Source organism: Bordetella sp. 02P26C-1, assembly GCF_009763255.1.
Taxonomy (GTDB): domain Bacteria; phylum Pseudomonadota; class Gammaproteobacteria; order Burkholderiales; family Burkholderiaceae_B; genus Bordetella_A.
In genome coordinates this window covers 22644-46770 of record NZ_WSJB01000026.1, presented here as the reverse complement: position 1 = coordinate 46770, position 24127 = coordinate 22644, and the positions used below count along the sequence as shown (strand labels likewise).

The window sequence follows — 24127 nt, the reverse complement described above, 5'->3', positions numbered from 1 at the left end:
CGTCAAGCTGTTGGCTCCGATCGCCATGGAAGAAGGTCTGCGTTTCGCCATCCGTGAAGGCGGTCGTACCGTCGGCGCCGGCGTCGTCGCTAAGATCATCGCTTAAGGCGACCACACCAAACCAGCGAAGGCGGCTGAGTCCGCTCTGACGCCTTCGCTTTTCGTTCTTTAGGAAACACCATGAAAAACCAGAAGATCCGCATCCGCTTGAAAGCCTTCGATTACAAGCTGATCGATCAATCTGCCGCCGAGATCGTCGACACCGCCAAGCGCACCGGCGCCGTGGTCCGAGGTCCGGTACCCCTGCCTACGCGTATCCGTCGTTATGACGTTCTGCGTTCGCCGCACGTGAACAAGACCTCGCGTGACCAGTTCGAAATCCGTACCCATCAGCGCCTGATGGACATCGTTGACCCGACCGACAAGACCGTCGACGCGCTGATGCGTCTGGATCTGCCGGCTGGCGTGGACGTGGAAATCGCTCTGCAGTAAGCCGTGCCCGCAAGGGACAATCGCCAGCCTTGACGGCCGGCGATCAAAAAAAGCCACATTCCTCAGAATGTGGCTTTTTTTATGCCGCTGAATCGCCACAAAACCGGCACCTCGTTACACACCCATCGCCGCTAAGCTATTGTCATAGCAGAAAAAACCGTGCTAAGATGCAAAGCTTGCCATTTTGTGGCAATAGCAACCCAGCCGTATGCATGTGCAGCAGTCCTCGCACGGCGGTACGCACACGGTTTTGGTTACTTGACCCTGTAGGGTGAAAGCCTTTACCTTTTGCCTGATTAGCCCCGACCAATCGCAGTCGGGAATGGAGAAAACAATGTCGAATTCGACGCCCACGCCCGCCGCACACCGGCTGGGTCTGGTGGGTCGCAAGGTCGGCATGACCCGCATTTTTACCGAGGAAGGTGAATCCATCCCGGTGACCGTGCTGGACGTGTCGAACAACCGCGTGACCCAGATCAAGTCCCTGGAAGCTGACGGCTACGCCGCAGTCCAAGTGGCTTACGGCACCCGTCGTGCCTCGCGTGTTACCCAGCCTCTCACTGGGCACTACGCGAAAGCCGGCGCCGAAGCCGGTAGCAACCTCAAAGAGTTCCGCCTGGATCCGGCCCGTCTGGCCGAATTCACCCCGGGCGCTGTCATCGCTGTGGAATCGGTTTTCGAAGCCGGTCAACAAGTCGACGTGACGGGCACCACCATCGGTAAGGGTTTCGCCGGTACGATCAAGCGCCACAACTTCGGTTCGCAGCGCGCATCGCACGGTAACTCCCGTTCGCACCGTGTGCCGGGCTCTATCGGTCAAGCACAAGATCCGGGCCGTATTTTCCCGGGTAAGCGCATGGCTGGCCACTTGGGTGCTGTTACTCGTACCGTTCAAAACCTCGACGTCGTGCGTGTTGACGCCGAACGCGGTCTGCTGTTGGTCAAGGGCGCTGTCCCGGGCCACGCTGGCGGCGATGTCGTCGTGCGTCCGGCCATCAAGGCGCCGGCCAAGAAGGGGGCGTAAGCAACATGGATCTCAAGCTCCTGAATGACCAAGGTGAGGCCGCAACGTTCAGCGCGCCCGACACCATCTTCGGTCGTGATTTCAACGAAGCCCTGGTTCACCAAGTCGTCGTGGCTTATCAAGCCAACGCACGTAGCGGTAACCGCGCTCAGAAAGACCGTGCTGAAGTCAAGCACACCACCAAGAAGCCCTGGCGTCAAAAGGGTACCGGCCGCGCTCGTGCTGGTATGACTTCGTCGCCGCTGTGGCGTGGGGGTGGTCGCACCTTCCCGAATTCGCCTGAAGAAAACTTCAGCCAAAAGGTCAACAAGAAGATGTATCGCGCGGGTATCCGTTCGATCCTCTCGCAGTTGGCTCGCGAAGACCGCATCGCCGTTGTCGAAACGTTCGGCCTCGAATCGCCCAAGACCAAGCTGGCTGTGTCCAAGCTCAAGACCCTGGGTCTGGATTCGGTTCTGATCATCACCGACAGCGTTGATGAAAATATTTACCTCGCTACGCGCAACCTGCCGCACGTTGCCGTCGTCGAGCCCCGTTATGCCGATCCGTTGTCGTTGATCCACTACAAGAAAGTGCTGATCACCAAGCCGGCCATCGCTCAACTCGAGGAGATGCTGGGATGAACGCCGAACGCTTGATGCAAGTCATTCTCGCGCCGGTGGTGACCGAAAAGGCCACCTTCGTCGCCGAAAAGAATCAGCAAGTCGCTTTCCGTGTCGTGGCTGATGCTACCAAGCCGGAAATCAAGGCTGCCGTCGAACTGCTGTTCAAGGTGCAGGTCGAGTCCGTGCAGGTCCTCAACCGTAAGGGCAAAGTCAAGCGCTTTGGCCGTTTCATGGGTCGCCGTCGCACTGAGCGCAAGGCCTATGTTGCGCTCAAGGAAGGCCAGGAAATCGACTTTGCGGAGGTGAAGTAAATGGCCCTCGTCAAAGTAAAACCGACTTCGGCAGGCCGCCGTGGCATGGTGAAGGTTGTCAGCCCGAACCTGCACAAAGGCGCCCCGCACGCTGCGCTGCTCGAAAAGAAGACCCGTGGTTCTGGCCGTAACAACAACGGTCACATCACGATCCGCCACCGTGGCGGCGGTCACAAGCAGCACTACCGTCTCGTCGACTTCCGTCGCAACAAAGATGGCATTCCGGCCAAGGTTGAACGCCTGGAATACGACCCCAACCGTACGGCGCACATCGCTTTGCTGTGCTACGCCGACGGCGAACGTCGCTACATCATTGCGCCGCGCGGTCTGGAAGTGGGTGCTACGCTGGTCTCGGGTATCGAAGCCCCGATCCGCGCTGGCAACACGCTGCCGATCCGCAACATCCCCGTGGGTACGACGATCCACTGCATCGAAATGATCCCTGGCAAGGGCGCCCAAATGGCGCGTTCGGCCGGTGCATCCGCGGTGCTGCTGGCTCGCGAAGGTACGTACGCTCAGGTGCGTCTGCGTTCGGGCGAAGTCCGTCGCGTTCACATCGAATGCCGTGCCACCATCGGTGAAGTCGGTAACGAAGAACACAGCCTGCGCCAAATCGGCAAGGCCGGTGCAATGCGTTGGCGCGGTGTGCGTCCGACGGTTCGTGGTGTCGCCATGAACCCGGTGGATCACCCGCACGGTGGCGGCGAAGGCCGTACCGGCGAAGCTCGCGAACCGGTCAGCCCGTGGGGCACGCCCTCGAAGGGTTTCAAGACCCGTCGCAACAAGCGGACGAACAATATGATCGTCCAACGGCGCAAGCGCAAGTAAGAGGCGAACACTATGTCACGTTCGATCAAGAAAGGCCCGTTTGTCGACGCCCACCTTATCTCCAAGGTGGACAAGGCTGTCGCGGGCAAAGACAAGAAGCCGATCAAGACCTGGTCGCGCCGTTCCACGATCCTGCCCGAGTTCATCGGTCTCACGATCGCTGTGCACAACGGTCGCCAGCACGTTCCCGTTTATATCAACGAGAACATGGTCGGTCACAAGCTCGGCGAGTTCGCGCTGACCCGTACGTTCAAGGGTCACGCTGCGGACAAGAAGGCGAAGAGGTAAGCGATGGAAACTACTGCCGTTATCCGTGGAGTTCACATCTCGGCCCAGAAGACCCGTTTGGTTGCGGACTTGATCCGCGGCAAATCGGTCGCCCAGGCCCTGAACATCCTGACCTTTTCCCCGAAAAAGGCCGCAGGCATCTTGAAAAAGGCTGTCGAGTCCGCTATCGCCAATGCTGAGCACAACGACGGCGCTGATATCGACGAACTGAAAGTCACCACGATTTTCGTCGACAAGGCGCAATCGATGAAGCGTTTTTCGGCTCGTGCTAAGGGCCGTGGCAACCGCATCGAGAAGCAGACCTGCCATATCACGGTCAAGGTCGGAGCCTAAGGAGTCACGATGGGTCAGAAAATTCACCCCACTGGGTTCCGTCTCGCGGTCACCCGTAATTGGTCCTCGCGTTGGTTCGCTGATGACAAAGCTTTCGGCGGCATGCTGGCCGAAGACATCCGCGTTCGCGAGTACCTGAAGAAGAAGCTCAAGAGCGCTTCGGTTGGTCGCGTCGTTATCGAGCGTCCCGCCAAGAACGCCCGCATCACCGTTTACTCGGCTCGTCCGGGCGTGGTGATCGGCAAGCGCGGCGAGGACATCGAAAGCCTGAAGGCCGATCTGCAGCGTTTGATGGGCGTGCCCGTGCACGTCAACATCGAGGAAATCCGCAAGCCGGAAACCGACGCTCAGCTGATCGCCGACTCGATTTCGCAGCAGCTGGAAAAGCGGATCATGTTCCGCCGCGCCATGAAGCGCGCCATGCAAAACGCGATGCGTCTGGGTGCCCAAGGCATCAAGATCATGAGCTCGGGCCGTCTGAACGGTATCGAAATCGCTCGCACCGAGTGGTATCGCGAAGGTCGCGTGCCGCTTCACACGCTGAAAGCCAATATCGACTACGGCACCTCGGAAGCCCACACCACCTACGGTGTGATCGGCATCAAGGTCTGGGTCTATAAGGGCGACATGCTGGCCAACGGCGAATTCCCGCCGGAAACCGCTGCCCCGCGTGAAGAAGAGCGTCGTCCGCGTCGCGCGCCGCGTGGCGATCGTCCGAGTGGCGATCGTGCCGGCCGTCCGGGTGGTCGTGGTCGTGGTCCCCGTAAGGCGGACGCGGCTCCGGCTCCTGAAGGAGAATAACCATGCTGCAACCCTCTCGCAGAAAGTATCGCAAAGAGCAAAAGGGCCGCAACACCGGTCTGGCTACGCGCGGCACCAACGTGTCGTTCGGCGAGTTCGGTCTGAAGGCCACCGGCCGTGGTCGTCTGACCGCTCGTCAGATCGAAGCCGCTCGTCGTGCTATCAACCGTCACATCAAGCGTGGCGGCCGTATCTGGATTCGCATTTTCCCGGATAAGCCGATCTCGCAAAAGCCTGCCGAAGTCCGGATGGGTAATGGTAAAGGTAACCCGGAGTACTGGGTCGCCGAGATCCAGCCCGGCAAGGTGCTCTACGAAATGGAAGGGGTCAGCGAAGAGCTGGCGCGCGAGGCGTTCCGCCTGGCCGCTGCGAAGCTGCCGATCTCGACCACGTTCGTCGCGCGTCATATCGGTGCTTAAGGAGTCAGTCACATGAAAGCTAGCGAACTCCGTTCGAAAGACGCCGCCGAGCTCGGTAAAGAGCTCGAGAGCCTGCTGAAGGCTCAATTCGGTCTGCGCATGCAGAAAGCCACGCAGCAGCTCGGCAATACCACCCAGCTGCGCAATGTCCGCCGTGACATCGCGCGCGTGCGCACCTTGCTGACCGAGAAGGCAGGGAAATAATATGAGCGAAACTCAAAACACCCAAGTGGCCAAGCGCCAGCGTACGCTGGTTGGCAAGGTCGTCAGCAACAAGATGGACAAGACTGTCGTTGTGCTCGTCGAGCGCCGCGTCAAGCATCCCATCTATGGCAAGATCGTCATGCGCTCCGCGAAGTACAAGGCGCACGATGAGTCGAACCAATACAACGAAGGCGACACCGTCGAAATCGCTGAAGGTCGTCCGATCTCGCGCTCGAAGTCCTGGAGCGTGGTTCGTCTGATCGAAGCGGTTCGCATCATCTGATGGTGAACCCGGCCGCCAGGCGATCGCAGGTTCGGGTCGCCTGATGGCAGAAAAGCGGCGAGGAGCAGTCCTTGCCGTTTTTCGTTGTAGAACGTGGGCAGTACAACGACGTCGACGCGTCCGGTCAGATGGCCGATTGCGGCGATGTTGCGGTGCTGCACACTTTTTGCACAAAAAGCTTGCATCCCGGTTGGGGGCAGGCTAGAATGACAAGCTTTCCCGAGTTGCCTATACCGGCCACAGCTACAGCCCATGTCTGCGGTAGGCTGATAAGGGTATCGGGGGAAAGTATCCGCAGGATTTCAACCCAGGGTCGCTGCATTGTTTTGAAGAGAGTCTTCGAAGCCTTCAGCGGACCTGACGGGACCAAAACTGGCTGGAAGCGCGGCATCCCCTGGTCGGGAAATCGTCATTCCAGTTAAGTTGGAACAGGAAAAATCATGATCCAAATGCAGACCACGCTGGACGTGGCCGACAACACCGGTGCGCGCGCTGTTATGTGCATCAAGGTGCTCGGTGGCTCCAAGCGCCGTTATGCCGGTATCGGCGACATCATCAAGGTGAGCGTCAAAGATGCGGCTCCGCGCGGGCGCGTCAAAAAAGGCGAAATTTACAACGCCGTGGTGGTTCGTACCGCCAAGGGTGTGCGCCGTAAAGACGGTTCGCTGATCCGCTTCGGTGGCAATGCCGCCGTGTTGCTCAATGCCAAGCTGGAGCCCATCGGCACCCGCATCTTCGGACCCGTTACGCGTGAACTGCGTACCGAGCGTTTCATGAAGATTGTGTCGCTGGCCCCGGAAGTGCTGTAAGGAGCCCACGATGAACAACATCCGTAAAGGCGACGAAGTTATCGTCCTGACCGGTCGCGACAAAAAGCGTCGTGGCACCGTGCTGGCTCGCGTTGACGCCGACCACGTACTGGTCGAAGGCGTGAACGTTGTCAAAAAGCACGTCAAGGCCAATCCGATGGCCAACAATCCTGGCGGTATCGTCGAAAAGACGTTGCCGATCCATATCTCTAACGTGGCGCTGTTCAACCCGGCCACCGGCAAGGGCGATCGCGTCGGCGTCAAAGTCGTCGACGGCCGCAAGGTCCGCGTGTTCCGTTCCAATGGTGCCGAAGTCGGCGCCAAGGCGTAAGGGGCGACAGACATGTCTCGTTTGCAAGAACTGTACAAGAGCAAAGTTGCTCCCGAGTTGACGGCTAAGTTCGGCTACAAGAGCCCGATGGAAGTGCCGCGCATCACCAAGATCACTCTCAACATGGGTGTCTCGGAAGCGGTTGCCGACAAGAAGGTCATCGAGCACGCTGTTGCTGACCTCACCAAGATTGCCGGCCAAAAGCCGGTCGTGACCAAGACGCGTAAAGCTATCGCTGGTTTCAAGATCCGCGAAAACTACCCGATTGGTTGCATGGTGACGCTGCGCGGTCAACGTATGTACGAATTCCTGGATCGCCTGGTGGCGGTTGCGTTGCCTCGTGTGCGCGACTTCCGCGGTATTTCCGGTCGTGCGTTCGACGGTCGCGGCAATTACAACGTCGGGGTGAAAGAGCAAATCATTTTCCCCGAAATCGAGTACGACAAGATCGACGCGCTGCGTGGGCTGAACATCAGCATCACCACCACCGCCAAGACCGACGATGAAGCCAAGGCACTGTTGACCGCCTTCAGCTTCCCGTTCCGCAACTAAGGGGCTGATGACGTGGCTAAACTTTCCCTCATCAATCGCGACATCAAGCGCGCCAAGCTGGCTGACAAGTTCGCCGCTCGCCGCGCTGAACTGAAAGCGATCATCGACGACCAGTCGAAGACCGACGAAGAACGTTACCAAGCTCGGCTGAAGCTGCAACAACTGCCGCGCAATGCCAACCCGACTCGCCAGCGTGCGCGCTGCGTCGTCACGGGTCGTCCGCGCGGCGTCTTCCGCAAGTTTGGGCTGACCCGCCACAAACTGCGTGAAATGGCGATGAAGGGTGAAATCCCCGGCATCACCAAGGCCAGCTGGTAGGAGAAAAAATATGAGCATGAGCGATCCCATCGCCGATATGCTGACTCGCATTCGCAATGCGCAGCAAGTTGACAAAGTTACGGTGAGCATGCCCTCCTCGAAGCTGAAGGCGGCTATTGCCGCTGTGCTGAAGGATGAAGGCTACATCGACGGCTTTGAAGTCAAAGGCACGCAGGCTAAGCCTGAGCTGGAAATCACCCTGAAGTACTACGCTGGCCGTCCGGTTATCGAGCGCATCGAACGCGTCTCGCGCCCTGGTCTGCGTATCTACAAGGGCCGCAGCAGCATTCCTCAAGTCATGAACGGCTTGGGCGTGGCTATCGTTTCGACCTCGCGCGGCGTCATGACCGACCGTAAGGCCCGTGCAAACGGCGTCGGCGGCGAAGTCCTGTGCTACGTGGCTTAAGGAGAAACACATGTCACGTATTGCTAAGTACCCGGTAGAACTGCCCAAGGGTGTTGAAGCCAACATCCTGGCAGATCAGATCACCGTCAAGGGTCCCCTGGGCACCCTGAGCCAAGAGCTGACCGGCCATGTCAAGGTTGCCGAAGAAAACGGCAAGCTGACTTTCGCCGCCGCTGACGATTCCCGTCACGCGAACGCGATGTCGGGCACCGTGCGCGCGCTGGTCGCCAACATGGTGACGGGCGTGAGCAAGGGCTTTGAGCGCAAGCTGACCCTGGTCGGCGTGGGCTACCGTGCCCAAGTTCAAGGCGATGCCATCAAGCTGCAGCTGGGCTTCTCGCACGATGTCGTGCATCCGCTGCCCGCTGGTGTCAAGGCCGAGTGCCCCACTCAGACGGAAATCGTCATCAAGGGCGCCAACAAGCAAGTCGTCGGTCAAGTGGCCGCTGAAATCCGCGCTTATCGCGAACCCGAACCCTACAAGGGCAAGGGCGTGCGTTACTCGGACGAACGCGTCGTCATTAAAGAAACCAAGAAGAAATAACGGCGCACGCAAGGACGAATCATGGACAAAAAAGTTTCCCGTTTGCGTCGTGCGGTTCCTACCCGCCGGAAAATTTCCGAGTTGCGCGTACATCGCCTCTCGATTTTCCGCTCGAACCTGCACATCTACGCCAACATTATTTCGCCCGAAGGCGATCGCGTGCTGGTCAGCGCTTCGACGCTGGAACCCGAAGTGCGTGCGCAACTGGCTGGTCAATCCGGTCAGGGCGGCAACACCGCCGCTGCCACGCTGGTGGGCAAGCGCGTAGCCGAAAAGGCCAAGGCTGCCGGTATTGAATTGGTCGCTTTCGATCGCTCGGGCTTTCGTTATCATGGCCGCGTGAAAGCGCTGGCCGATGCCGCGCGTGAAGCCGGTCTGAAGTTCTAAGCGAGGATTTGTCAAATGGCTAAAGTACAAGGCAAAGGCGCCGCGGAAAAAGAGAACGACGACGGCCTGCGCGAAAAAATGATCGCGGTTAACCGCGTCAGCAAGGTGGTCAAGGGTGGTCGCACCATGAGCTTCGCCGCGCTGACCGTGGTTGGCGATGGCGATGGCCGCATCGGCATGGGCAAGGGCAAGGCGCGTGAAGTGCCGGTGTCCGTCCAGAAAGCCATGGAACAGGCTCGTCGCGGTCTGTTCAAGGTTGCCCTGAAGAACGGCACGCTGCATCACACGGTTGTGGGCAAGCACGGTGCATCCACCGTTCTGATTTCGCCCGCAGCTGAAGGTACCGGCGTCATCGCCGGCGGCCCGATGCGCGCGATCTTCGAAGTGATGGGTGTGCGTAACGTTGTTGCCAAGAGCCTCGGCTCGAGCAACCCCTATAACTTGGTCCGTGCCACGCTCAACGGCTTGCGCGCTTCCATGACGCCGTCGGAAGTCGCTGCCAAGCGCGGCAAGACCGTCGAAGAGATCCTGGGGTAAATCATGTCTCAGAAACAGATCAAAGTTACCCTCGTGCGCTCGGTGATCGGTACCAAGCAATCCCACCGTGACACCGTTCGCGGTCTGGGCTTGCGCCGTCTCAACAGCAGCCGAGTTCTGGTGGACACGCCCGAGGTGCGCGGCATGATCCGTAAAGTGGATTATCTCGTGTCCGTCTCGGAAGCCTAAGGAATCACGATGTCGGATATTCAACTCAATACGCTGAAGCCCGCTGAGGGCGCTAAGCACGCCAAGCGCCGCGTTGGCCGTGGTATCGGTTCGGGTCTGGGTAAAACCGCCGGCCGTGGTCACAAAGGTCAAAAGTCGCGTTCGGGCGGTTTCCACAAGGTTGGCTTCGAAGGCGGCCAGATGCCGCTGCAGCGTCGTCTGCCCAAGCGTGGCTTTACGCCGCTGGGTCAGCACCTGTACGCCGAAGTTCGTTTGTCGGAGCTGCAGGCTCTGCCCATCGACGAAATCGATGTGCAAGCGCTGAAGGCTGCCGGTGTGGTTGGCCAACAGGTCCGCTACGCTAAGGTCATCAAGTCCGGCGAACTCTCGCGCAAGGTGACGCTCAAGGGCATCACCGCGACGGCTGGCGCTCGCGCCGCCATCGAAGCCGCGGGCGGCTCGTTAGCTTGATCGCGAGGTAATACGTGGCTAATGCACAGGCACTGGGAAAGACCGGACCGAAATACGGCGATTTAAAACGCCGTCTCGTGTTCCTGGTTTTGGCCCTGGTGGTTTACCGGTTGGGGACGCATATCCCCGTCCCGGGTATCAATCCGGATGCGCTGGCGGATCTTTTCCGCCAGAACGAGGGCGGTATCCTGGGCCTGTTCAACATGTTTTCGGGCGGCGCGTTGTCGCGCTTTTCGATCTTCGCCTTGGGGATCATGCCGTACATCTCTGCATCGATCATCATGCAGTTGATGTCCGTCGTGATGCCCTCGCTGGAAGCCCTGAAGAAAGAGGGCGAGGCCGGCCGTCGGAAGATCACCCAATACACTCGCTACGGCACGGTCGTGCTGGCGCTGGTGCAGGCGGTGGGTATTTCGGTGGCGTTGGAGTCGCAGCCAGGTCTGGTCATTGATCCTGGCATGCTGTTTCGCTTCACAACGGTCGTGACGTTGCTGACTGGCACCATGTTCGTCATGTGGCTGGGAGAGCAAATCACGGAGCGTGGCCTGGGTAACGGTATCTCGATCTTGATTTTCGCGGGTATTGTTGCCGGGTTGCCCTCGGCGCTGGCTGGATTGCTGGATTTGGTTCGTACCAATGCGATGTCGGTGGTTTCGGCCCTGTTCATCGTGGCCTTGGTAGTGTTGGTGACGGCTTTTGTGGTGTTCGTCGAACGCGGACAACGCAAGATCACGGTTAACTACGCCAAGCGTCAGGTAGGCAACAAGATCTACGGTGGTCAAAGCTCGCACTTGCCGTTGAAGCTGAACATGGCCGGGGTGATTCCGCCGATCTTTGCATCGTCGATCATTCTGTTCCCGGCCACGATTACCAGCTGGTTCTCGACGGGCGAAAACATGATGTGGTTGCGTGATCTGGCTGCGGCGCTCGCGCCTCGCCAACCGCTCTACATCACGTTGTACGCGACAGCGATCATTTTCTTCTGCTTTTTCTACACGGCATTGGTTTTCAACAGCCGCGAAACGGCAGATAACCTGAAGAAGAGCGGTGCGTTCGTTCCTGGCATTCGCCCGGGCGAGCAGACAGCGCGTTACATTGACAAGATTCTGATGCGCTTGACGCTGGTGGGTGCGCTGTACATCACCCTCGTGTGTCTGCTCCCAGAGTTCTTGGTGATGCGCTGGAATGTACCGTTTTATTTTGGTGGCACGTCCTTGTTGATTATCGTAGTGGTGACGATGGATTTCATGGCGCAGGTTCAGGCCTACATGATGTCTCACCAATATGAGTCGCTTCTCAAGAAAGCGAATTTCAAGGGCTCCTCAGGTTTGCCGATGCGGTAGCAAAGAGAATGTCTAAGGACGACGTCATCCAGATGCAAGGCGAGGTTGTCGAAAACCTCCCTAACGCGACTTTTCGCGTCAAGCTCGAAAACGGCCACGTGGTGTTAGGCCATATTTCCGGCAAGATGCGTATGCATTACATCCGGATTCTGCCGGGCGACAAGGTCACAGTGGAGCTCACGCCCTATGACCTGACGAGGGCAAGAATTGTTTTCCGCTCAAAATGAGCAGAATCGGATTACGGAAAATTAGGAGTCAACCATGAAAGTAATGGCATCGGTTAAGCGGATTTGCCGCAACTGCAAAGTTATCAAACGTCACGGCGTGGTGCGTGTCATCTGCACCGACCCGCGTCACAAGCAGCGTCAAGGCTAACCCTGGTTAGCGACACGCAACGGATTTATTCAAGGAACAGTCATGGCCCGTATTGCTGGCATTAACATTCCGCCGCAACAGCACGCCGAGATCGGCCTGACCGCCATTTTTGGCATCGGTCGTACCCGCGCCCGCAAGATCTGCGAAGCTGCAAATGTACCCCTTTCCAAAAAGGTCAAGGATCTGACCGACGCTGAATTGGAACGCATTCGTGAACACGTTGGTCTGTTCACGGTCGAAGGTGACCTGCGCCGCGAAGTGCAATTGTCGATCAAGCGTTTGATCGACCTCGGCACCTACCGTGGTATGCGTCACAAGCGCGGTTTGCCCGTGCGCGGCCAGCGCACTCGCACCAACGCTCGCACCCGTAAGGGACCGCGTCGTGCTGCTGCGTCCCTGAAGAAATAATCGAGGAATTAGATTATGGCGAAAGCTTCCACCAGCGGCGCTTCGCGCGTACGCAAAAAGGTTAAGAAGAACGTCTCGGACGGCATTGCGCACGTTCACGCGTCGTTTAACAACACCATCATCACCATCACCGATCGTCAGGGCAATGCCCTGTCGTGGGCGACTTCGGGTGGCGCGGGCTTCAAGGGCTCGCGTAAATCGACGCCGTTCGCCGCACAGGTGGCAGCCGAGACGGCAGGCCGCGTGGCGCTGGAATACGGCATCAAGACGCTCGAAGTGCGTATCAAGGGCCCCGGCCCGGGTCGCGAATCGTCCGTGCGTGCGCTGAATGCGCTGGGCATCAAGATCTCGAGCATCGCCGATATCACGCCCGTGCCGCATAACGGCTGCCGTCCGCCGAAGCGTCGTCGTATCTAAAGGGAATCCACATGGCTCGTTATATTGGACCCAAATGCAAGCTCTCGCGCCGCGAGGGTACTGATCTGTTCCTGAAGAGCGCCCGTCGCTCGCTGGATTCCAAGTGCAAGCTGGACTCCAAGCCTGGTCAACACGGCCGCACCTCCGGTGCCCGTACCTCTGACTACGGCCTGCAGCTGCGCGAAAAGCAAAAGCTCAAGCGCATGTACGGCGTGCTGGAAAAGCAGTTCCGCAAGTACTTCGCTGAAGCCGAGCGTCGCCGTGGCAACACCGGCGAAACGCTGATCCAGCTGTTGGAATCGCGTCTGGACAACGTCGTCTACCGCATGGGTTTTGGTTCGACCCGCGCTGAAGCACGTCAGCTCGTCAGCCACCGCGCTGTCGAACTGAACGGCCACACCGCCGACATCGCCTCGATGATCGTCAAGGCCGGCGACGTGATCAGCATCCGCGAAAAGGCCAAGAAGCAAGGCCGTATCCGCGAATCGCTGGATCTGGCTGCGAGCATCGGTCTGCCCCAATGGGTGGAAGTCGACGCCAACAAGATGACCGGTACCTTCAAGTCGGTGCCCGATCGCGCTGACGTCGCTCGCGACATCAACGAATCGATGGTCGTCGAACTGTACTCGCGTTAATCGCGACTGGCACGGTGAAGTTCGCCGTGCTTACAGTAAGATTGCAAGTCCCGCAGCAGCCCGCTTGTGCACATCCGTGCAAGCGGGCTTTGCGGTCGTTATGAACGGTGATTTTTGTCCCTGTTTTACTTTCCATCAGCCTTATCGGTGTAACGAGCCGAGGGTATTGAAAAGGAATACTGTTAATGTCCACTCAAGGTTTTCTGAAGCCGCGCTCCATTGAAGTCCAGCCGGTCGGCACGCATCACGCCAAGATCGTGATGGAGCCGTTCGAGCGTGGCTATGGTCATACGCTGGGTAACGCGTTGCGCCGCATTCTGCTGTCGTCGATGACGGGCTACGCCCCGACCGAAGTGCAAATGACGGGCGTGGTGCATGAGTACTCGACCATCCCGGGCGTGCGCGAAGATGTCGTTGACATCCTGTTGAACCTGAAAGGCGTGGTGTTCAAGCTGCACAACCGTGACGAAGTCACCCTGGTGCTGCGCAAGAACGGCGTGGGCGCCGTCGTCGCTGGCGACATCGAACTGCCGCACGACGTCGAGATCATCAACCCGGATCATCTGATCTGCAACCTGACCGACTCCGGTAAAGTGGAAATGCAGATCAAGGTCGAAAAGGGTCGTGGTTACGTGCCGGGTAACGTGCGCGCGCTGTCGGAAGACCGCAGCCACACCATCGGCCGGATCGTTCTGGACGCTTCGTTCAGCCCCGTGCGCCGTGTCAGCTATGCTGTCGAAAGCGCCCGTGTGGAACAGCGTACCGACCTGGACAAGCTGGTGCTGGACATCGAAACCAACGGCGTGATCTCGCCCGAGGAAGCTGTCCGTCAATCGGCCCGCATCCTGATGGATCAGATCTCCGTGTTCGCCGCTCTGGAAGGCGCTGGCGATTCGTACGAAGTCCCGGTTCGCGGCACGCCGCAAATCGATCCGGTCCTGCTGCGCCCGGTCGACGATCTGGAGCTGACGGTGCGTTCGGCCAACTGCTTGAAGGCCGAAAACATCTACTACATCGGCGACCTGATCCAGCGTACCGAAAACGAGTTGCTCAAGACCCCGAACCTGGGTCGCAAGTCGCTCAACGAAATCAAGGAAGTTCTGGCTGCACGTGGTCTGACTTTGGGCATGAAGCTCGAGAACTGGCCCCCGCTCGGTCTGGAACGTCCGTAATTCACTGTAGTACCGATTTCCACTGGACCGCGGCCGGGTGACCGGCCGATAGAAGATCCAGATAACCCGGCGGCGGTCACGTCGCCTCTTAGATTCAAAAGGAACTTATCATGCGTCACGGTAATGGTTTGCGTAAGCTCAATCGTACTAGCAGCCACCGTCTTGCCATGTTTCGCAACATGGCCGTTTCGTTGTTGACCCACGAAGCGATCAAGACCACGCTGCCCAAGGCGAAAGAACTGCGCCGCGTCGTAGAGCCCCTGATCACCCTGGGCAAGGAACCCACCCTCGCGAACAAGCGTCTGGCTTTTGCCCGTCTGCGTGATCGTGCTGCCGTGGTGAAGCTGTTCGCCGAAATCGGTCCCCGCTATGCGGCCCGTAACGGCGGCTACACCCGCATCCTGAAGATGGGTTTCCGTCAAGGCGACAACGCTCCCATGGCTTACATGGAACTGGTTGATCGTCCTGAAGTTCAGGAAACCGAGGCTGAAAACGCTGCCGAATAACCCGGTCAGTGAATAAGCGCAAAGGCGAGCCCTCGGGCTCGCCTTTGTTTTTGGTGCGCGGCTTGGCGCGCGCCGTCGCCACTCGCGAGTCGATGCTAGTCACGTGGGCGTCTTCGCAGGTACAACCGCCAATGACACTGAATCCGATATCACCGTGTCCTGCCGCGTCGGCGCGGTCCGCGAGCTGCAAGTAAGATACCCTCTGTTCATCCCTATGTTCTAGGGACGGCAGTTTGTAATCTGGAGACGCCCATGCTGCGTGACGACGATATCGTATTGGTGATCAGTAACGCCCCGGATCTGTTGCTGGCGAAACGCATCGCCCACGTGCTGGTCGAGGACGGCTTGGCCGCGTGCGTGAACTTGGGCGCACCAGTGCTGTCTGTTTATCGTTGGCAGGGCCAGATCGAGGGCGCCGACGAGATCCCGATGTGGATCAAAACGACCACGGGGCGTCAGGAGGCGGTCATCGAGGCGTTGGGTAAGCTGCACCCCTACGACGTGCCGGAAATCCTGGTGGTGCCGGTACTAGGCGGCCATGCCGCGTATCTGGATTGGGTGCGACAAGAGGCGGCGGGCAAGCCACTGGATAAAGAGGACAAGAGGGTCTGATGCATCGGTTGAACGTGGGTGGGCTTGCTTGTAGACGGTCAGGATGGGTTTGGCTCGTCCTGTTTGCGGCATGGAGCCTGTTGCTCGTATGCCGTCCTGCGCAGGCCCTGTCGGAAGAAGATTTTCTGCCGCCGGAGCAGGCCTTCGTCTTTAGCGCCGCCGTGGCTGCCCCGAACACGCTCGAACTGAAATACCGCATCGCTCCTGGCTATTACATGTATCGCGAGCGGTTCGAGATCGCCGCCGATCCGCCTCAGGCTGTAGCCCTGGGTGACCCCGTCTACCCGCCGGGCAAAGTGAAGTACGACCCGACGTTCGAAAAGGACATGGAGACCTACACGGGTGAAGTCACGGTATCCGTACCGCTGTCGGGAACGCAGGCCGTCGCGCTGGATATCACGAGTCAGGGATGCGCGGATGCGGGGCTTTGCTACCCGCCACAAACCCATCGTGTGTCCCTGGAGCCTGTGCCCGATGGTTATGTCGTCCAGGACGGTGCCTCGCAAACACGCTCGCCCGGCTGGTTGACGGCATCCACGGATCAAGCGGGGCGAACTGCCGGGCAATCGGATGCGCAGAGCGGCGCTTTACAACAAGGAGTCCAAACAGTCCCGGGTGCCAAGCGACCAGAATCCTCAAGCGGTCTGGGCGCACTGCTTTCGGCGGGAGATACCGGGTTGGCTGACGCCATCAGTGGGCTGGGATGGTTGAAGACGGCGGGTGTTTTCTTTTTGCTAGGCCTGTTGTTGGCATTGACGCCTTGCGTGCTGCCGATGATTCCCATCTTGTCGTCCATCGTGGTCGGAGGCTCGCGCGAAGCGCGGCCGACGCGCGCGCGTGGCCTCGGTTTGGCGGCGGCGTATGTGCTGGGGATGTCGGTGGTCTATACCGCGCTCGGCGTGGCCGCAGGCTTGAGCGGGGCGGGTTTGGCCGCGTGGTTGCAGACGCCTTGGCTGTTGACATTGTTCGCGGCGCTGTTGGTGGTGCTTGCCGTGGCAACGTTTGGCGCTTTTGATTTGCAGATGCCGGGCGGCATACAGAGCTGGCTAAGCGCGCGTTCGTCGCGGATTCCGGGCGGACGTATTACCGGTGCGCTCGCAATGGGCGCTATCTCGGCCTTGATCGTCGGCCCTTGCGTGGCCGCGCCACTGGCGGGGGCTCTGCTGTATATCTCGCAGACCGGTGATGTTTGGTTGGGCGCAGCGGCCTTGTTCGCCTTGGCCTGGGGGATGGGAGTGCCGCTATTGCTGGTCGGTGCCTCGTCGGGTGCGTTACTGCCCAAGGCTGGGCCTTGGATGGACGGAGTTCGCCGCTTGTTCGGCATGTTGTTGCTGGCCACTGCGTGGTGGATGCTGATGCCGATTACGCCCACTTGGTTGCAGATGGTGGGCTGGGCCTTGCTGGCGATGGTCGGTGCGGTGATGCTGCGGGCTTTCGATGCACTACCCGCAGGCTCGGGCGCGCCACGCATGTTTGGCAAAGGCATCGGCATTCTGCTGGCGCTGGCAGCGGCTGCATGGCTGGTCGGGGCAGTCAGCGGCGGACGGGATGTGCTGCAGCCGTTGTCGCATCTGGCGGCCCGGGCGAGCGAACCACAATCCATCGCAGCGGCGCAGCCCATCGCGTTCACGCGTGTGCGCAACAGTGCCGAGTTGGATGCGGTGTTGGCGCAAAGCACGCGTCCGGTGATGTTGGATTTCTATGCTGATTGGTGTGTCTCGTGCAAGGAAATGGAGCGCTTTACGTTCTCCAATCCCGAGGTGGCCAGTAAGCTCGCCCAGATGACGTTGTTGCAGGCCGACGTTACGCAGAACAACGCCGATGACCGTGAACTGCTAAAACGCTTTCGCCTGTTCGGGCCGCCGGGCATCGTGTTTTTTGAGCCGGGCGGCACAATCGTCGCGGATGCGCGGGTGGTGGGGTTTCAAGACGCGGCGCGGTTTGGAGCGGTGCTGGATAAGGTGCTGCAAGACAGATAAGCGCAGCACAGTGTGCCGGGCTCACCATGTGGGCCTGCTTACGGCCCGTCGTTAAGCGCTCCCGACGGTTGGGGTATCAGCAGTTCGACGTTCATTGCGAGCAGCGGACTGAAATACGCGTTCTAAACCGCGTCGACGCTAGCTTTTACGTGCCCGCGCGCCGGTCTGGATCGCGCGGGCACCTCATAACGCTGCCGCCGCAGGGCGGCTTATTGTGCTAACGCGCCTTTAACAGCTTCGCCGCCTCAATCGCGAAGTACGTCAGAATCCCATCGGCTCCGGCACGCTTAAAGCCCAGCAAGGCTTCCATCATGACTTTGTCGTGATCCAGCCAGCCGTTGGCGGAGGCCGCCTTGATCATGGCGTATTCGCCGCTGACTTGATAGGCGAAGGTCGGCACGCGGAAGGTGTCTTTCACGCGGCGCACGACATCCAGATAGGGCATGCCGGGCTTGACCATCACCATGTCGGCGCCTTCTTGCAGGTCGGCGGCGACTTCGCGCAGGGCCTCGTCGAGGTTGCCCGGGTCCATCTGGTAGGCCATTTTGTTGGACTTGCCCAGATTGCTGGCCGATCCCACGGCATCGCGGAAGGGACCATAAAAGGCGCTCGCATACTTGGCCGAGTAGGCCATGATGCGCGTGTGGATGTGCTGTTTGTCTTCCAAGGCCTGACGGATGGCGCCGATACGGCCATCCATCATGTCGCTGGGGGCGACGATATCGACGCCCGCATCGGCCTGCACCAAGGCCTGACGGATCAGCAGTTCGACGGTGGGCTCGTTGATGACGTAGCCGTCTTCGTCGATGACGCCATCCTGGCCGTGGCTGGTATAGGGGTCTAGCGCCACATCGGTCAGCACGCCGAGTTCGGGAAAGCGTTCTTTCAAGGCGCGCACGACGCGGGGAATCAGGCCGTCGGGATTGGTGGCCTCGATGCCGTCGGGCGTTTTCAGCGCGGGATCGATAGCGGGAAAGAGCGACAGCACTGGGATGCCGAGTTCGACGCATTCCGCGGCGACTTCGAGCAAGGTGTCTGGCGAATAACGCATCACGCCGGGCAGGGAAGGCACCGGTTGACGCAGACCCGTGCCTTCGGCGACGAACACCGGATAGATCAGGTCATCGACCGTGAGCGCGTTTTCACGCACCAGACGGCGCGTGAAGTCGTCGCGACGCAGGCGGCGAGGACGTGAGGTCGGGAATGCGGGCGTGATGATGTTCGGATTCATGGCACTACCTTCGGAGAGATCCAGTTCTCGACTTGTTGACCGGCTTCAACGAGGCCGATGCGTTCGGTGGCAGAGAACGGCACCGTGTTGAGCGCGCCGATATCGGCGAGCTCTTTGCGTACGGCGAATACCGCGCGTTGGCGCTGACCATACGGCAGTTTGTCGGCCTTGGTCAGCAGCGCCAGCACCGGGCGTCCGGTGGGCGCGATGAAGTCCGCCAGCCGGCGGTCCAGTTCGGTCACGCCTCGGCGGATATCGATGAGCAGCACAATGCCGGCCAAGGACGGCCGGTCGCGCAGATAGCCGCCCAGGATGTCCGACCATTTTTCTTTTTCTTTTTGCGCGACGGAGGCGTACCCATAGCCAGGCAAGTCAACGAGAAAGCCCAGGGGCGCATCGGGCGCGAGCGGATCGGGCAGGCCGAACAGGTTGATCAGGCGCGTGCGCCCGGGGGTTTTACTGGAAAACGCCAGCCGCCGCTGGTTGCACAGCACATTGATGGCGGACGATTTCCCGGCATTCGAACGGCCGACAAACGCGACCTCGGGTGCGCCCGGGGCGGGCAGCTGATCGAGGCGGGCTGCCGAGACATAAAAGGAGGCGCGATGGAGGAGGGACACTTGGCAAGTCCGTTTCGGTTGATGGTGAGCACCCCGGGCATGCTGTTTAAAGCACGTGTTCAACACGTCTGCATCACGCGCGGGGACGGGAGCGCAGCCTTGGCCGCGATCCCAGAAGACCCTATTGTATAATCCAGCGTTTGCAGCAGTGGTACCCCTGCGTTTGCCGGGTCTTTCCGCCTGTTAAAAAGCTCGAACTCCACGGCGGAGGCAGTTGGTTCGGCACAGCATGGGGCAGGATGAGACGTTAGTATTTTGACGTCTTGATCGCAGTCCGATCGTCGAGGTAATCAATGATGCGTGTGCTGTCCCGGATGTTGCTAGCTAGCGGGCTGATGCTCGGTGTATTTGTCGTCTGTCCAAGCGTAGCCGCGGAAAACGCGGCCGGGCCGGCCAAGCCGGACGCCACTAAAGGCGCTCAACTCTACGAACAAGGCGATGCCTCTCGCGGCATTATTGCCTGTGCTTCCTGTCACGGCGTAGGGGGCAATAGCTCCATTCCCGCCAACCCCAATCTCGCCGCGAATCCCCACGAATATATCGCCAAGCAGCTCGTTGATTTCAAGATCAAAGAGGGTGCGGAAAAGCCTTTGCGTAATGGCCCGGGTGGCAATCCCACGCCGATGACGCCCATGGCGCAGAACCTCACGCCCGAGGATATCCAGAACGTCGCGCTGTATCTGGCGCAACAGCCTTTGACGCAGCCGGCGACGGCAGGCTATGAAAACCTGGTCGAGCGCGGTCGTCAGATCTGGCGCGGTGGGCTGCCGGATCGCAACGTGCCCGCTTGCGCGGCCTGCCATTCGCCCAACGGCGCGGGCTTGCCCGGCCAATATCCGCGTTTGTCGGGTCAGTTCCCCAGCTACATCGAAGAGCAGTTGAAACTCTTCCGTAGCAATGACCGCGCCAACAGTCCCATCATGCACGAGATCGCGGACCGTATGTCGGATGCCGATATTAAGGCGGTATCGGACTACGCCGCAGGCCTGCGCTAAGCTACGCGTTGGCCTCGATCTGCGCGAGACGCGCGCAGCGTTATGGCGCGCTGGAATGATTTCCAGCGCCGCCGCTCTTGTAGGGGCCGGTTTGTAACGCGGCCCCTTTGTTCATGACTTCAAATACTCAACAGACGACTCGTTACCCATTAAGCAATCTGCCGCGCGATGTATTCGAGCTGATCGGCTCGATGCGCTTTGCGGTCAGCCTGTTGATGTTTATCTGTATCGCCAGCTTGATTGGCACGGTGCTGGCGCAGAACCGGCCGTCGAATACGTATATCGATCAGTTCGGCCCGTTCTGGTTCGAGGTGTTCGACAAGTTCTCGATCTGGCATGTGTATAACAGCTGGTGGTTTCTGGCCATCATGGGGTTTTTGGTCGTCTCGACCTCGGTGTGCCTGATCCGCAATACGCCCAAGATGCTGCGCGAGGCGCGCTCGTTTCGCGAGCATGTGCGCGCCAGCAGTTTGCGCGCGTTCCCGCATCGTGTGGAAATGCAGGATGCGGCACCCGTGCCGGAGGCGGCGCAGGCCGTTAAAGCCCTGCTCGTGCGTCAAGGCTATGCGGTGCGTGAGCGCGTCGATGGCGATGGCATCATGGTTGCAGCGAAGAAGGGCAGCGCCAATCGTTTGGGCTATATCTGCGCCCATGCGGCGATGGTCATTATCTGCATCGGTGGCTTGCTCGATAGCGAGCTGATGGTGCGATTGCAAGTACTGCTGGGCGGCAAGCACCCGATTGTGGAAAACATGTTGATCTCGCAGGTGCCGCCCACTGGCCGCCTGTCGATCTCGAATCCCAGCTTCCGCGGCAGCGTGCTCGTCCCCGAGGGCGGGCAGGCAAGCACGGCCATCGTGATGGTGGGCGATGGTGCGCTGGTGCAGCCGTTGCCGTTTGCGTTAAAGCTCAAGAAATTCCTGGTCGACTATTACTCCACCGGCATGCCGAGTCGATTCGCCAGCGAAGTGGAAGTCACCGATCCGGAAACCGGCAAGACATTCGACGCCACGATCGAGGTCAACGAACCGCTGCACTTCAAAGGCGTGACGGTCTATCAGTCGAGCTTTGACGATGGCGGCAGCACGGTCAGCCTGAAAGGCTATCCGTTGGTGGGTCACGGTAGCGCACCGTTTACGGTCGACGGCGAGGTGGGTAAGCCCGCCGAGATCACGGCACATGGCAGCGATGGCGCACCGCGCGATCTGCGGGTGGAGATCACGGCGCTGCGGCCCATTAACGTGGAGGATCTGCAAGGCGGCGCGCCTGGCGGCAATCCGATGAGCTTCGGCGACCATGTGGCATCCGTGGCCGGCAGCGCGGCGGGCAAGAAGAACGACCATCTGCGTAATGTCGGTCCGAGTATCGAGTACCGCCTGATCGACCAGGCCGGTCAGGCGCACGAATTCATGAACTATATGTTGCCCGTGGAGCTCGACGGTGCATCGGTGTTCCTGGCGGGCGTGCGCAATAACGCGGGCGAAAACTATCGCTATCTGCGTATCCCGGCCGATGCCGACGGGTCGCCGGCGGAGTTCATGCGGCTGCGCGCCGCACTGGCCGACCCCGAGCAACGCCGCGAGGCCGCGCGTCGCTTTGCCGAGCGTAACAGTCCGTCCAGCGCGGAACAGTCCTCGCTACAGACGGCCGCGGAACGCGCGCTGGATACGTTTTCCACCGGCGGCTTGCAGGCCATCGCGAATTTTCTGCAGACCAATACGCCGCCAGCGGAGCTGGAACGGGCGGCCGATGTGGTGATTCGTCTGTTGGGCGCATCGATGAACGAGCTGCGCGGGGTGGCGCGCGATCGGGCCGGCATGCCGGCGATCGCCGAGACGGGGCCCGAGGCCGAACAGGCGGCGCAATGGTCGCGGCTGGCGGTCGCGGCGCTGTCGGATCTGAACGTGTATCCCGCCCCGGTGTTTTTGAGTCTGAGCGATTTCAAGCACGTGCAGGCCAGTGTTTTCCAGGTCAGCCGCACGCCGGGCAAGACGGCGGTGTATATCGGCTGTCTGCTGCTCGTGCTGGGCGTGTTCTCGATGTTTTATATTCGTGATCGACGGGTATGGGCGTGGGTGAAACCCGCCGCTGGCGGCGCCGGCAGCGAGGTGTATGCGGCCATGACGTCGCAGAAGCGTACACTGGACTTCCAGCAGGAATTCGAGCGCTTTAAAGAGGCGTTGACGCGCCGGAACCGGCCATGAGGTGAGTATGTCCGTCAGTACAACCACGACGTCCCATAACGCGATGTGGCAGCCCCCGCTGTCAGCGACAGGCGATGCACGCGCCGAGCGTGGCAGGCCCGACTGGACCGATATCGTCTTTTTTCTGTTGTTGGCGATGGGGGCGGGGTTCGCGCTGAACCGGTATGGCCACGCCATGGATGGCTATGAAAAAGTCATCCTGGGTGGCACGGTCTTCGCGATGACGTGGCTAGGCTGGTTATGGCGGCCGCTGCGCCGTCTGATGATTGCGTGTGCGTTGGCCACGGGCTTGGCGCTATGGCTCTACCAGGCGGATCTGGCGCGCGCCGAGCAGGTGTTTTTTCTCAAGTATCTGTTCTCGTCGCAATCGGCGATTCTGTGGATGTGTGCCTTGTTCATCTTGGCGACGATCTGCTATTGGGCCGGTATTGTTAGTGCGACGGCGGCATGGCTCGGGACGGCGTTGACCTGGGGGGCGGTGTTCGCCGGGGTGACGGGATTGTTGGTGCGGTGGCGTGAAGGCCATTTGATGGGCCCCGATCTCGGGCATATCCCGGTCAGCAATCTGTACGAAGTCTTTGTGCTGTTCGCGTTGGTGACGGCGCTGTTTTATCTGTATTACGAACGCAAATATGCGACGCGCGCGCTGGGTGGATTCGTCCTGCTCGTGATTTCGTCGGCGATTGTGTTTCTGCTCTGGTATGCGTTTACGCGGGATGCGGGTCAGATCCAGCCGCTGGTGCCGGCACTGAAGAGCTGGTGGATGAAGCTGCATGTGCCGGCGAACTTTATTGGTTATGGCACGTTCTCGCTCGCGGCCATGGTGGGCTTTGCCTATCTGATCAAACAACATGGCACCACAACCTCGTGGGTGAAGCTCGCGCCTTTGTTCATCCTGGGGGTGCTGTTGTGTGCGGAGCCCATGGTGTTTCGTACCGATGGATTGTCGGCGACGTGGATGGTTTATTTTGGAGTGGGCGCGGTGGTGGTAGGTGCGATCTTGCTGGGGCGTCGGCGCATTGCGCAGGCATTGCCGTCGCTGGAGGTGCTCGACGACATCATGTATCGGGCCATCGCGGTGGGCTTTGCGTTCTTTACGGTGGCCACGATCCTGGGCGCGCTATGGGCGGCCGATGCGTGGGGCGCTTACTGGCAGTGGGATCCCAAAGAGACCTGGGCGCTGATCGTGTGGCTGAATTATGCGGCGTGGCTGCACATGCGGTTGATCAAGGGCCTGCGAGGGCATCTGGCGGCGTATTGGGCGCTGGTCGGGTTGCTGATCACGGGCTTTGCGTTTCTGGGTGTGAATATGTTCCTGTCGGGGCTGCATTCTTATGGCGAGCTTTGATGGCGGCAGTGTGATGTCACTATCCGCTTCTGTAGCAGCTGCGTGGTGCCACCATCCACCCTCTGGCTAGCCGTCCGCAGACTCGCGCTACCAAGCTTGATACGCGCATAAAAAACCCGGTGACATGCACGACATGCCACCGGGTTTTCGTTGCTCTGTGCGACGCGCGGA

At 59.9% G+C, this 24127-nt stretch carries 36 protein-coding genes and 1 pseudogene; 35 read left to right on the top strand and 2 right to left on the bottom strand.

Annotated elements, in window-relative coordinates; genetic code table 11:
- From GOQ28_RS15815 to dsbD, 32 genes and pseudogenes are all read left to right on the top strand, one after another.
- Nucleotides 1-106: pseudogene (locus tag GOQ28_RS15815) on the top strand (elongation factor Tu); the annotation flags it as partial.
- A gap of 74 nt (nucleotides 107-180) precedes the next feature.
- Nucleotides 181-492: a 30S ribosomal protein S10 gene (gene rpsJ, locus GOQ28_RS15810; RefSeq protein ID WP_003806903.1), complete on the top strand. Its 312-nt coding sequence runs from the start codon at nucleotides 181-183 to the stop codon at nucleotides 490-492.
- A gap of 334 nt (nucleotides 493-826) precedes the next feature.
- Nucleotides 827-1516, top strand: coding sequence for a 50S ribosomal protein L3 (gene rplC, locus GOQ28_RS15805; protein ID WP_160351908.1), 690 nt, complete (start codon nucleotides 827-829; stop codon nucleotides 1514-1516).
- Between the two features lie 5 nt (nucleotides 1517-1521).
- Nucleotides 1522-2139 carry a 50S ribosomal protein L4 gene (gene rplD / locus GOQ28_RS15800; protein ID WP_160357145.1) on the top strand — a complete coding sequence of 206 codons (618 nt, stop codon included), beginning with the start codon at nucleotides 1522-1524 and terminating at the stop codon, nucleotides 2137-2139.
- Nucleotides 2136-2432 carry a 50S ribosomal protein L23 gene (gene rplW, locus GOQ28_RS15795; RefSeq protein ID WP_094823931.1) on the top strand — a complete coding sequence of 99 codons (297 nt, stop codon included), beginning with the start codon at nucleotides 2136-2138 and terminating at the stop codon, nucleotides 2430-2432. The genes rplD and rplW overlap by 4 nt, the downstream gene beginning before the upstream one ends.
- A complete protein-coding gene (rplB, locus tag GOQ28_RS15790) occupies nucleotides 2433-3260 on the top strand; it encodes a 50S ribosomal protein L2 (protein WP_160351906.1) in 828 nt (275 codons plus the stop codon).
- 12 nt (nucleotides 3261-3272) lie between these two features.
- Entirely contained in the window at nucleotides 3273-3548 is a 276-nt protein-coding gene (gene rpsS / locus GOQ28_RS15785; RefSeq protein WP_160351905.1) for a 30S ribosomal protein S19, read from the top strand.
- Nucleotides 3549-3551: 3 nt separating this feature from the next.
- Nucleotides 3552-3881, top strand: a complete 330-nt coding sequence (gene rplV, locus GOQ28_RS15780) for a 50S ribosomal protein L22 (RefSeq protein WP_160351904.1) — start codon at nucleotides 3552-3554, stop codon at nucleotides 3879-3881.
- Nucleotides 3882-3890: 9 nt separating this feature from the next.
- Entirely contained in the window at nucleotides 3891-4682 is a 792-nt protein-coding gene (rpsC, locus tag GOQ28_RS15775; protein WP_160357144.1) for a 30S ribosomal protein S3, read from the top strand.
- A 2-nt stretch (nucleotides 4683-4684) separates the two neighbouring features.
- On the top strand, nucleotides 4685-5101 hold the full coding sequence (rplP, locus tag GOQ28_RS15770) for a 50S ribosomal protein L16 (protein WP_029579982.1): 417 nt from the start codon (nucleotides 4685-4687) through the stop codon (nucleotides 5099-5101).
- A gap of 12 nt (nucleotides 5102-5113) precedes the next feature.
- Nucleotides 5114-5305: a 50S ribosomal protein L29 gene (gene rpmC / locus GOQ28_RS15765; protein ID WP_160351902.1), complete on the top strand. Its 192-nt coding sequence runs from the start codon at nucleotides 5114-5116 to the stop codon at nucleotides 5303-5305.
- A 1-nt stretch (nucleotide 5306) separates the two neighbouring features.
- The gene (gene rpsQ / locus GOQ28_RS15760) at nucleotides 5307-5588 is read left to right on the top strand and encodes a 30S ribosomal protein S17 (protein ID WP_160351901.1); all 282 of its coding nucleotides are present in this window, start codon (nucleotides 5307-5309) and stop codon (nucleotides 5586-5588) included.
- 440 nt (nucleotides 5589-6028) lie between these two features.
- A complete protein-coding gene (rplN, locus tag GOQ28_RS15755; protein ID WP_003806916.1) occupies nucleotides 6029-6397 on the top strand; it encodes a 50S ribosomal protein L14 in 369 nt (122 codons plus the stop codon).
- 10 nt (nucleotides 6398-6407) lie between these two features.
- On the top strand, nucleotides 6408-6728 hold the full coding sequence (rplX, locus tag GOQ28_RS15750; protein ID WP_160357143.1) for a 50S ribosomal protein L24: 321 nt from the start codon (nucleotides 6408-6410) through the stop codon (nucleotides 6726-6728).
- Nucleotides 6729-6740: 12 nt separating this feature from the next.
- Complete coding sequence (gene rplE, locus GOQ28_RS15745) at nucleotides 6741-7280, top strand: 50S ribosomal protein L5 (RefSeq protein WP_160351899.1); 540 nt, start codon at nucleotides 6741-6743, stop codon at nucleotides 7278-7280.
- Between the two features lie 12 nt (nucleotides 7281-7292).
- Nucleotides 7293-7598, top strand: coding sequence for a 30S ribosomal protein S14 (gene rpsN, locus GOQ28_RS15740; protein ID WP_160351898.1), 306 nt, complete (start codon nucleotides 7293-7295; stop codon nucleotides 7596-7598).
- 10 nt (nucleotides 7599-7608) lie between these two features.
- Complete coding sequence (gene rpsH, locus GOQ28_RS15735; RefSeq protein WP_160351897.1) at nucleotides 7609-8004, top strand: 30S ribosomal protein S8; 396 nt, start codon at nucleotides 7609-7611, stop codon at nucleotides 8002-8004.
- 10 nt (nucleotides 8005-8014) lie between these two features.
- Nucleotides 8015-8548, top strand: coding sequence for a 50S ribosomal protein L6 (gene rplF, locus GOQ28_RS15730; RefSeq protein WP_160351896.1), 534 nt, complete (start codon nucleotides 8015-8017; stop codon nucleotides 8546-8548).
- Between the two features lie 21 nt (nucleotides 8549-8569).
- Nucleotides 8570-8935 carry a 50S ribosomal protein L18 gene (gene rplR, locus GOQ28_RS15725; RefSeq protein WP_012251753.1) on the top strand — a complete coding sequence of 122 codons (366 nt, stop codon included), beginning with the start codon at nucleotides 8570-8572 and terminating at the stop codon, nucleotides 8933-8935.
- A 15-nt stretch (nucleotides 8936-8950) separates the two neighbouring features.
- Nucleotides 8951-9472, top strand: a complete 522-nt coding sequence (rpsE, locus tag GOQ28_RS15720) for a 30S ribosomal protein S5 (RefSeq protein ID WP_160351895.1) — start codon at nucleotides 8951-8953, stop codon at nucleotides 9470-9472.
- Between the two features lie 3 nt (nucleotides 9473-9475).
- A complete protein-coding gene (gene rpmD / locus GOQ28_RS15715) occupies nucleotides 9476-9661 on the top strand; it encodes a 50S ribosomal protein L30 (protein ID WP_160351894.1) in 186 nt (61 codons plus the stop codon).
- Between the two features lie 9 nt (nucleotides 9662-9670).
- The gene (gene rplO / locus GOQ28_RS15710; protein WP_160351893.1) at nucleotides 9671-10111 is read left to right on the top strand and encodes a 50S ribosomal protein L15; all 441 of its coding nucleotides are present in this window, start codon (nucleotides 9671-9673) and stop codon (nucleotides 10109-10111) included.
- Between the two features lie 14 nt (nucleotides 10112-10125).
- A complete protein-coding gene (secY, locus tag GOQ28_RS15705) occupies nucleotides 10126-11454 on the top strand; it encodes a preprotein translocase subunit SecY (protein ID WP_160351892.1) in 1329 nt (442 codons plus the stop codon).
- An 8-nt stretch (nucleotides 11455-11462) separates the two neighbouring features.
- A complete protein-coding gene (gene infA / locus GOQ28_RS15700; protein ID WP_160351891.1) occupies nucleotides 11463-11681 on the top strand; it encodes a translation initiation factor IF-1 in 219 nt (72 codons plus the stop codon).
- A gap of 34 nt (nucleotides 11682-11715) precedes the next feature.
- On the top strand, nucleotides 11716-11829 hold the full coding sequence (gene rpmJ, locus GOQ28_RS15695; protein ID WP_003806928.1) for a 50S ribosomal protein L36: 114 nt from the start codon (nucleotides 11716-11718) through the stop codon (nucleotides 11827-11829).
- Nucleotides 11830-11871: 42 nt separating this feature from the next.
- Complete coding sequence (gene rpsM / locus GOQ28_RS15690; RefSeq protein WP_160351890.1) at nucleotides 11872-12237, top strand: 30S ribosomal protein S13; 366 nt, start codon at nucleotides 11872-11874, stop codon at nucleotides 12235-12237.
- Nucleotides 12238-12252: 15 nt separating this feature from the next.
- Nucleotides 12253-12654 (top strand): 30S ribosomal protein S11, encoded by a 402-nt coding sequence (gene rpsK / locus GOQ28_RS15685; protein ID WP_006216516.1) that lies wholly within the window; start codon nucleotides 12253-12255, stop codon nucleotides 12652-12654.
- 11 nt (nucleotides 12655-12665) lie between these two features.
- A complete protein-coding gene (rpsD, locus tag GOQ28_RS15680; protein WP_160351889.1) occupies nucleotides 12666-13289 on the top strand; it encodes a 30S ribosomal protein S4 in 624 nt (207 codons plus the stop codon).
- 185 nt (nucleotides 13290-13474) lie between these two features.
- Nucleotides 13475-14461: a DNA-directed RNA polymerase subunit alpha gene (locus tag GOQ28_RS15675; protein ID WP_160357142.1), complete on the top strand. Its 987-nt coding sequence runs from the start codon at nucleotides 13475-13477 to the stop codon at nucleotides 14459-14461.
- A 110-nt stretch (nucleotides 14462-14571) separates the two neighbouring features.
- On the top strand, nucleotides 14572-14967 hold the full coding sequence (rplQ, locus tag GOQ28_RS15670) for a 50S ribosomal protein L17 (protein WP_160351887.1): 396 nt from the start codon (nucleotides 14572-14574) through the stop codon (nucleotides 14965-14967).
- 252 nt (nucleotides 14968-15219) lie between these two features.
- Nucleotides 15220-15579, top strand: a complete 360-nt coding sequence (gene cutA / locus GOQ28_RS15665; protein WP_160357141.1) for a divalent-cation tolerance protein CutA — start codon at nucleotides 15220-15222, stop codon at nucleotides 15577-15579.
- Nucleotides 15579-17558 (top strand): protein-disulfide reductase DsbD, encoded by a 1980-nt coding sequence (dsbD, locus tag GOQ28_RS15660; protein WP_160357140.1) that lies wholly within the window; start codon nucleotides 15579-15581, stop codon nucleotides 17556-17558. Before cutA ends, dsbD begins: the two co-directional genes overlap by 1 nt.
- A gap of 217 nt (nucleotides 17559-17775) precedes the next feature.
- Here dsbD and hemB read toward each other — a convergent pair whose 3' ends face one another.
- A complete protein-coding gene (gene hemB, locus GOQ28_RS15655; RefSeq protein WP_160357139.1) occupies nucleotides 17776-18789 on the bottom strand; it encodes a porphobilinogen synthase in 1014 nt (337 codons plus the stop codon).
- Nucleotides 18786-19409 carry a ribosome biogenesis GTP-binding protein YihA/YsxC gene (yihA, locus tag GOQ28_RS15650; protein ID WP_160349761.1) on the bottom strand — a complete coding sequence of 208 codons (624 nt, stop codon included), beginning with the start codon at nucleotides 19407-19409 and terminating at the stop codon, nucleotides 18786-18788. The genes hemB and yihA overlap by 4 nt, the downstream gene beginning before the upstream one ends.
- A gap of 293 nt (nucleotides 19410-19702) precedes the next feature.
- On the opposite strand from yihA, the gene GOQ28_RS15645 reads away from it, so the two are divergent.
- The 3 genes from GOQ28_RS15645 (at nucleotide 19703) to ccsB (ending at nucleotide 23956) form a co-directional block, all read left to right on the top strand.
- Nucleotides 19703-20404 (top strand): c-type cytochrome, encoded by a 702-nt coding sequence (locus tag GOQ28_RS15645; protein ID WP_202109754.1) that lies wholly within the window; start codon nucleotides 19703-19705, stop codon nucleotides 20402-20404.
- A 191-nt stretch (nucleotides 20405-20595) separates the two neighbouring features.
- Nucleotides 20596-22608, top strand: coding sequence for a cytochrome c biogenesis protein ResB (locus GOQ28_RS15640; RefSeq protein WP_160357146.1), 2013 nt, complete (start codon nucleotides 20596-20598; stop codon nucleotides 22606-22608).
- A gap of 7 nt (nucleotides 22609-22615) precedes the next feature.
- On the top strand, nucleotides 22616-23956 hold the full coding sequence (gene ccsB, locus GOQ28_RS15635) for a c-type cytochrome biogenesis protein CcsB (RefSeq protein ID WP_160357138.1): 1341 nt from the start codon (nucleotides 22616-22618) through the stop codon (nucleotides 23954-23956).
- The last annotated feature ends 171 nt before the right edge of the window (nucleotides 23957-24127 follow it).